The following is a 6271-nucleotide window of genomic DNA, read 5'->3' as shown; positions in this document are numbered from 1 at the left end:
TGAGGGGGCATTGCTCTAAACGCTCTAATTTTAAAATCGTAAGTAATTGGTTTAGGTGGTTTGATCGTGCTAACAAAACTTCGTTCATTGCCTCAGAGTATTAAGCAGTATTTAATCGTTACTGGGAACTACTGGGCATTCACTCTTACTGACGGCGCGCTGCGCATGTTGGTAGTGCTGCACTTTTACGACTTAGGTTATCAACCGTTAGCCATTGCCATGTTGTTTTTGTTCTATGAGATCTTTGGCGTGATCACTAATTTAGTCGGCGGCTGGCTTGGAGCACGACTAGGCCTTAACCGAACCATGAACATAGGCCTAGGATTACAGATCCTTGCGCTTTCGATGCTGTTGCTACCAAGCGCGATACTTACCGTCCCTTGGGTGATGGCGGCGCAGGCACTATCAGGGATCGCTAAAGATCTTAATAAAATGAGTGCCAAAAGTGCGATTAAAACCTTAGTACCTAAAGATGCTGAAGATAAGCTTTATCGCTGGGTGGCCATGCTTACCGGCTCTAAAAATGCCTTAAAAGGTGCGGGCTTTTTCTTAGGAGGGCTATTACTATCAATTGCAGGTTTTACTGGTGCGGTTGCAATTATGGCCGCGGCTTTGTTGTTGGTGTGGATCTGCAGTATTTTTAGTTTAAAAGCCGATTTAGGCAAAGCTAAATCTAAGCCAAAATTCACTGAGATATTTTCTAAAAGCCAGAAAGTGAATATCCTTTCGGCGGCGCGATTATTCTTATTTGCAGCCAGAGATGTTTGGTTTGTGATTGCTTTGCCAGTATTTTTAGCTAGCCAGCTTGGCTGGGAGCATAGCTGTGTTGGCGCATTTTTAGCGCTATGGGTTATCGCTTACGGCATAGTGCAATCAGTGGCGCCAAAGATAACCTCGCGTAAAAGTGCTCCAGACGGCAAGGTTGCGACACTCTGGGTTGGTGTGCTTACCGCTGTTACTGCGGCGTTAGCGTTAGTCATGTTTACGGGGTGGGTTGCACCAGAGGTTGCCTTGATTGTCGGGCTAATGGTATTTGGCGCGGTGTTTGCCATTAACTCCTCGCTGCATAGCTACTTAATCGTGAGCTACGCTGGTGATGATGGTGTGTCATTAGATATTGGCTTTTACTATATGGCGAATGCCATGGGCCGATTAATTGGTACCATACTGTCAGGTTGGGTATATCAACAAGCGGGACTCGCGGCTTGTTTGTTTATATCGGCGGGCATGTTATTTCTGACCTTTATCATTTCTTTTAAACTTCCGCGCCACCCTGTTCGCTAAGTTGCGCACGCAGCAAAATTAACTTTGCTGAAAGCCTGCTGTCATAATTGTCATGGCGCTACAAACGCCATGACAACTTTTCATCTGCCTACTTTAGTTTGTTTTCTAGCCTTTCCAAAGGTTAACAATTCGTTGTACTCTGTTTGCTAAGTTTGAGTGTTTTTAGCTCGATGAGCTAACCGCTGACTTAGATAGGACCTTTTGATCTTGCAAGCCAATGACAGATCAAAAAGCCCTAAATACATGATTATAAATATAAGTATAAATATAAATAATAACGAAAAATTATCTGTATCGACGAGGTTTGAATGGAAGCTATTACGAATTTTGTAAGCATGATCAATGGGGTGGTTTGGGGAACACCTATGTTGGTTATGATCTTGGGAGTGGGCTTATTTCTCACTGTCGGATTACGTTTAATGCCAATTGTGAAATTGGGCACCGGCTTTAAATTACTATGGTCTGGCAGGATCCCTGATAAAGATAAAAACATGAAAGGGGAAATTAGCCCTTTTAATGCCTTAATGACATCACTGTCTGCCACTATTGGTACCGGTAATATTGCTGGTGTTGCTACGGCGATTTTTATTGGTGGTCCTGGTGCACTGTTTTGGATGTGGTGTACTGCGTTGGTGGGCATGGCGACTAAGTTCGCCGAGGCAGTACTTGCAGTTAAGTACCGTGAAGTTGATGACAATGGTAACCACGTTGGTGGACCAATGTATTACATTAAAAATGGTCTTGGTTCTAAGTGGGCTTGGCTCGGGACCGCATTTGCGCTATTTGGCTCTTTGGCAGGTTTTGGTATTGGTAATACCGTGCAGGCTAACTCTGTTGCTGATGCGCTTAGCAGTAATTTTGGCGTGCCCAACTGGGTTACAGGTGTAGTGTTAATGGTGCTGGTTGGTGCTGTGCTTATGGGCGGTATTAAGCGTATTGCTGATGTGGCCGGTAAACTAGTCCCTATGATGACGGTATTTTATATTGCTGCGGGTATTGCTGTATTAGTCGTTTACGCTGCAGAAATTCCAGCAGCAATTGAGTTGATTTTGCATAGCGCATTTAACCCTGTTGCGGCGCAAGGCGGTTTTGCTGGCGCAGCGGTTTGGGCGGCAATTCGTTTTGGTGTTGCACGTGGTGTGTTCTCTAACGAAGCAGGTCTTGGTAGTGCGCCAATTGCACATGCTGCAGCGCAGACCAATAACCCTGTGGCTCAAGGTCTAGTGGCGATGCTAGGTACTTTTATTGATACCTTAATCGTTTGTAGCATTACAGGCCTAGCGATTATCGTCTCTGGTGCATGGACTTCGGGAGAAAATGGTGCGGCATTAACTTCGTTTGCTTTTTCACATGCCTTCCCGTTAGGTAATTATGTAGTGGCAATAGCGCTGACGGTATTTGCGTTTACGACGATTCTGGGCTGGAGCTTTTACTGTGAAAAGTGTGTGCAGTTCTTGTTTGGGGTTAAGGCGATTAAGCCTTTTAGAGTGATTTGGACCTTAGTGGTGCCACTCGGTGCGGTGAGCTCACTTGAGTTTATTTGGTTACTGGCTGATACGCTGAATGCCATGATGGCTATTCCAAACTTAATTGCCTTAGCACTATTAAGCCCAGTGGTGTTTGCGTTGACCCGAGAATACTTCTTAAACAAGCGTGAGGCCGATGCGAAGACGCAAAAGAGTTAAGTTCGCTTGCTGTTTATAAAACTAAAAAAGCTCCTGCATATGATGTCAGGAGCTTTTTTTATTTATCTGAGTAAGCTGATGCTTGTCAAATATTTGCTAGCACGTACTTTGGGTTATGCCCAGAAGTCATCTTCGCTTAAATCACGCTTCAATTGCGCTTGTTCAAGGTATGCTTCAAGACGTTTTTTAACGGCTTTCTTGTGTGCTAACTCGTCAGCAGCTTGCTGAGTTTTAGGCGCTGTATACGCCTCCATTTCTACATCGTTGGGCACCAAATCAAAAGTCTGAGCCATCACGAATTCCTCTTAGCTAGGTATCCATGTTCCGAATCGCTTACTTAGCGTTAAAAGGAAATACTTTGATACCATCGGTTAATAACTAAACAATGTCTGCGCCCGGTGACTTACTTAATTAAGCCTATTAGGGAGCGCTTAATTTGGAATTTAGCAGGAAGTGATTTATAAATATGCGATCTATGTAACAAAATTACATTTATCGTTCATTTTTTATTGTTTATGATGTTTTTTAGTAATTTAGTGAAACTATGCAACAAAAAAACGTGTGGGAAGGGTTTGGCTATTTATCCTGATTCATAGGACAAATAGCCAATTTTTTAGGAACTTATAATGAAAAACTATAGCTGTAGCCGAGTAAAATCTTGGCATCATCATTTTTCAGATCTGTGTCACTGACGGTGAAAGATACGCTGCCCAAATCGGTATCTTTACTGAGTGACAAGGAGTAATCAGCATAATCATCGCGACCATACCAAGCTGTCACTACATCACCGCTAGAATAGCCATAATGGGCACTAACAGAAAGCGTATCAGAGATAGGGTAAGTTAGTGTGGTTTGCAAATAACTCATATCTTTATTATCGAGTGGCTCGCTGGCGACATCACTCCCGGCATTGACTAAGTGTGAGTAACTGACTGCAATCCACTTCCAGCTAAGAGCTGCTGTGACTTCGCCTAAATCGATACTGCCGTCAGCATCTGGATAGGCGTAGTAAAGATAATAGAGATCATACTCAAAGCTATCGCCAAAGCTGCCAGCAAAACCCGCGTAGACATCAAGCTCGTAACTCGTATTGTCACTAAAATCGACATTAGAAGCCCAAGTACCCGCATAAAAGCCTGACTCGTGACTGTAGTCGATACCACCTTGTACTGCGGCCGCATCATCCGTTTGGGTCACGCCGCGCCATAGGTAGTTTGAGGTCACGCCTATATTGGCTTCAACTGCAGCATGGGCGGTACCTGCTAACATTGATGTAAGTAAAATAGCTGTGGTACTGATTAGTTGCTTGTTCATCTCATTCCCCTTATTGCAATATTTACTGCTTTTTATAGTGACTAATTAAGTAGCAAACTCTGAGCCAAAAATAACTTTTAATTAAAACAGTTGCTTACAATGTTATTGAGCTTGAGGGGAAAGTGAATTGATTCAAACTAGGGCAATGAGCACCGAGATAGGGCAGAATTAACAGATATAAAAAAACCTCCGTATGGGAGGTTTAGTTATCAACTGTAGAAACAGTGATTTAGTTAACGCTATCTTTAAGCGTCTTACCTGCTTTAAACTTAGGTACTGTAGCCGCAGGGATCTGGATTTCTTTACCAGTCTGTGGGTTACGACCTGTACGGGCTGCGCGTTGTGTAGTTTCAAAAGAACCAAAACCAACGATAGAGATCTTGTCTCCATTCTTCATTGCTTCTGCAACAGTTTCTTCAAAAGATTTTAATGCACGCGCGGCTTCAGCTTTAGTCAGTTCTGCAGATTCAGCCATTTTTGCAACAAGTTCAGTCTTATTCATTTGAATAGTCTCTTCTTTCCGTAGATTTAATTGTTAGTAGCGTTATGTAACATGCCACAAGCTTTTGCATTTGAAAAGCGCTTTAACCCTATGAAATGGGCATTAAAGTCAAAAATAGGGGCGATTTCTCAATTTTTTACTCTTCTAACAGCTGATAAAGGATCTGTTTCACCACATTTGGCTCAAACGGCTTGTCGCATAGCGCATTGACGCCCGCTTGTGAGACATTGCTCAAATGAGTTTCATTGGCTTCTGATGACACCATTAAAATCGGAATATGCGATTGTTGACTATCGTTACGGATAAACTGAGTCAGGGCTAAGCCATCAACACTGGGCATGTTGTAGTCTGTGATCACTAAGTCGAACATCTGTTGTTGCATGAGCTCAATCGCTTGCTGGCCGTCCTGTGCCTCGGTGATCATGCGTAGTCCCAAATTAGTAATGGTGCGCTTAATAATATTACGCGCCATCTTGCTGTCATCAACCACTAAGACTCGTAGATCTTGCACATCAAAGTGGGTTAGATCCAACTCATCGTGGGTTAGCAGATCAATGGTGGCATTGAGCGCTTTCCCCAAATGTTCTGCGCTAAAAGGCTTCGGTAAAATAGCTACTACACCTGATTGTCTAAATTGTTCCAGCTGCTCACGGCGGCATTCGCTTGAAACTAGCATAAATTGGATATCGCTGAAGTGAGCTGATGACTTGATTTGCTGCAGCAACTCTAAAGCAGTGCCGTCGGCATAATGCATGGCGCTAGCAACTAAGTCTGGTTGGTGGCGATTAATTATTTGCATGGCTTCTGCAAGGTTTGTCGCTGTCTGAATAAGCTTTACACCTTCTTGCTCTAAGCGTTGGCAAATAATCTTTCGTTGCGTATCTGAGGGCTCTACCAATAGGATGGACAATTCGCTGGGCTGTAAATGGCTCATAAATATATTACCGCTTTATAAGTTTTGTTATGGCGCTACGGTACGTTAAGCCGTGCTGCTTATCAAGTTAGCGGCACGGACTCTAGTGGTGAGATAAATAGAGGCTATCTAGTTAATGTTACTAGTGGTTTTGCTGTTTAAGTATTCTCGAGTCTTGTGACTAAAGGCGATCCAATATTGAAAGCTCATTACAATAACCGCGGTAACGACAATGCCACTAATAGGGATATTACGGCCTTGATAAATCACTTTTACATCCTCAGGAGTGATTTGATAGGCGATAACGGCAGCCGTTGCTAGTGCTAACAGTGCCACCGTTTGGATTGCTAAGTAGATTTTTAGTACCACGGCAGCCCAAAATTGACGAGTGATTAACCCATAAAGAACCGGAAAGACACCTAAGGTGAGTAGATCGAAGGTCTGCATGGTAAATGTGCGCCAAAGCGCGGCAACTGCTAGCAAAGCATAAATAAACATAAAGATAGCTAACAGTGGATGTGGTTTGCTCATGAGGTACTTAACGCCGCTTTATATAAAAGTGTGATGTGGAGT

At 43.3% G+C, this 6271-nt stretch carries 7 protein-coding genes; 2 read left to right on the top strand and 5 right to left on the bottom strand.

Annotation, left to right across the window (positions count from 1 at the left end; translation table 11 throughout):
- The first annotated feature begins 60 nt into the window (after positions 1 to 60).
- Together arsJ and AB4298_RS14120 are read left to right on the top strand one after the other, a co-directional pair.
- Positions 61 to 1284: an organoarsenical effux MFS transporter ArsJ gene (gene arsJ, locus AB4298_RS14125; RefSeq protein WP_371987200.1), complete on the top strand. Its 1224-nt coding sequence runs from the start codon at positions 61 to 63 to the stop codon at positions 1282 to 1284.
- 308 nt (positions 1285 to 1592) lie between these two features.
- Positions 1593 to 2969, top strand: a complete 1377-nt coding sequence (locus AB4298_RS14120; protein WP_220778772.1) for an alanine/glycine:cation symporter family protein — start codon at positions 1593 to 1595, stop codon at positions 2967 to 2969.
- A 113-nt stretch (positions 2970 to 3082) separates the two neighbouring features.
- On the opposite strand, the gene AB4298_RS14115 is transcribed toward AB4298_RS14120, so the two are convergent.
- From AB4298_RS14115 to AB4298_RS14095, 5 genes are all read right to left on the bottom strand, one after another.
- The gene (locus AB4298_RS14115) at positions 3083 to 3262 is read right to left on the bottom strand and encodes a PA3496 family putative envelope integrity protein (RefSeq protein WP_220778764.1); all 180 of its coding nucleotides are present in this window, start codon (positions 3260 to 3262) and stop codon (positions 3083 to 3085) included.
- A gap of 328 nt (positions 3263 to 3590) precedes the next feature.
- Entirely contained in the window at positions 3591 to 4283 is a 693-nt protein-coding gene (locus AB4298_RS14110) for a TorF family putative porin (protein WP_371987199.1), read from the bottom strand.
- A gap of 229 nt (positions 4284 to 4512) precedes the next feature.
- Complete coding sequence (gene hbs, locus AB4298_RS14105) at positions 4513 to 4785, bottom strand: non-specific DNA-binding protein Hbs (RefSeq protein WP_012156924.1); 273 nt, start codon at positions 4783 to 4785, stop codon at positions 4513 to 4515.
- A gap of 136 nt (positions 4786 to 4921) precedes the next feature.
- The gene (locus AB4298_RS14100; protein ID WP_248999047.1) at positions 4922 to 5719 is read right to left on the bottom strand and encodes a response regulator; all 798 of its coding nucleotides are present in this window, start codon (positions 5717 to 5719) and stop codon (positions 4922 to 4924) included.
- Between the two features lie 108 nt (positions 5720 to 5827).
- Complete coding sequence (locus tag AB4298_RS14095; protein ID WP_248999048.1) at positions 5828 to 6229, bottom strand: hypothetical protein; 402 nt, start codon at positions 6227 to 6229, stop codon at positions 5828 to 5830.
- Between the last annotated feature and the right edge of the window lie 42 nt (positions 6230 to 6271).

This window comes from Shewanella sp. 10N.261.52.F9, from assembly GCF_041471165.1.
In the GTDB taxonomy this organism is placed as follows: domain Bacteria; phylum Pseudomonadota; class Gammaproteobacteria; order Enterobacterales; family Shewanellaceae; genus Shewanella; species Shewanella marinintestina.
This window is presented reverse-complemented; position numbering and strand designations above follow the sequence as displayed.

What these genes read in the sequence shown, in the direction of transcription:
- AB4298_RS14120 (WP_220778772.1), top strand. Translation starts at nt 1,593, where the DNA reads ATGGAAGCTATTACGAATTTTGTAAGCATGATCAATGGGGTGGTTTGG.
- AB4298_RS14115 (WP_220778764.1), bottom strand. Translation starts at nt 3,262, where the DNA reads ATGGCTCAGACTTTTGATTTGGTGCCCAACGATGTAGAAATGGAGGCG.
- AB4298_RS14110 (WP_371987199.1), bottom strand. Translation starts at nt 4,283, where the DNA reads ATGAACAAGCAACTAATCAGTACCACAGCTATTTTACTTACATCAATG.
- hbs (WP_012156924.1), bottom strand. Translation starts at nt 4,785, where the DNA reads ATGAATAAGACTGAACTTGTTGCAAAAATGGCTGAATCTGCAGAACTG.
- AB4298_RS14100 (WP_248999047.1), bottom strand. Translation starts at nt 5,719, where the DNA reads ATGAGCCATTTACAGCCCAGCGAATTGTCCATCCTATTGGTAGAGCCC.
- AB4298_RS14095 (WP_248999048.1), bottom strand. Translation starts at nt 6,229, where the DNA reads ATGAGCAAACCACATCCACTGTTAGCTATCTTTATGTTTATTTATGCT.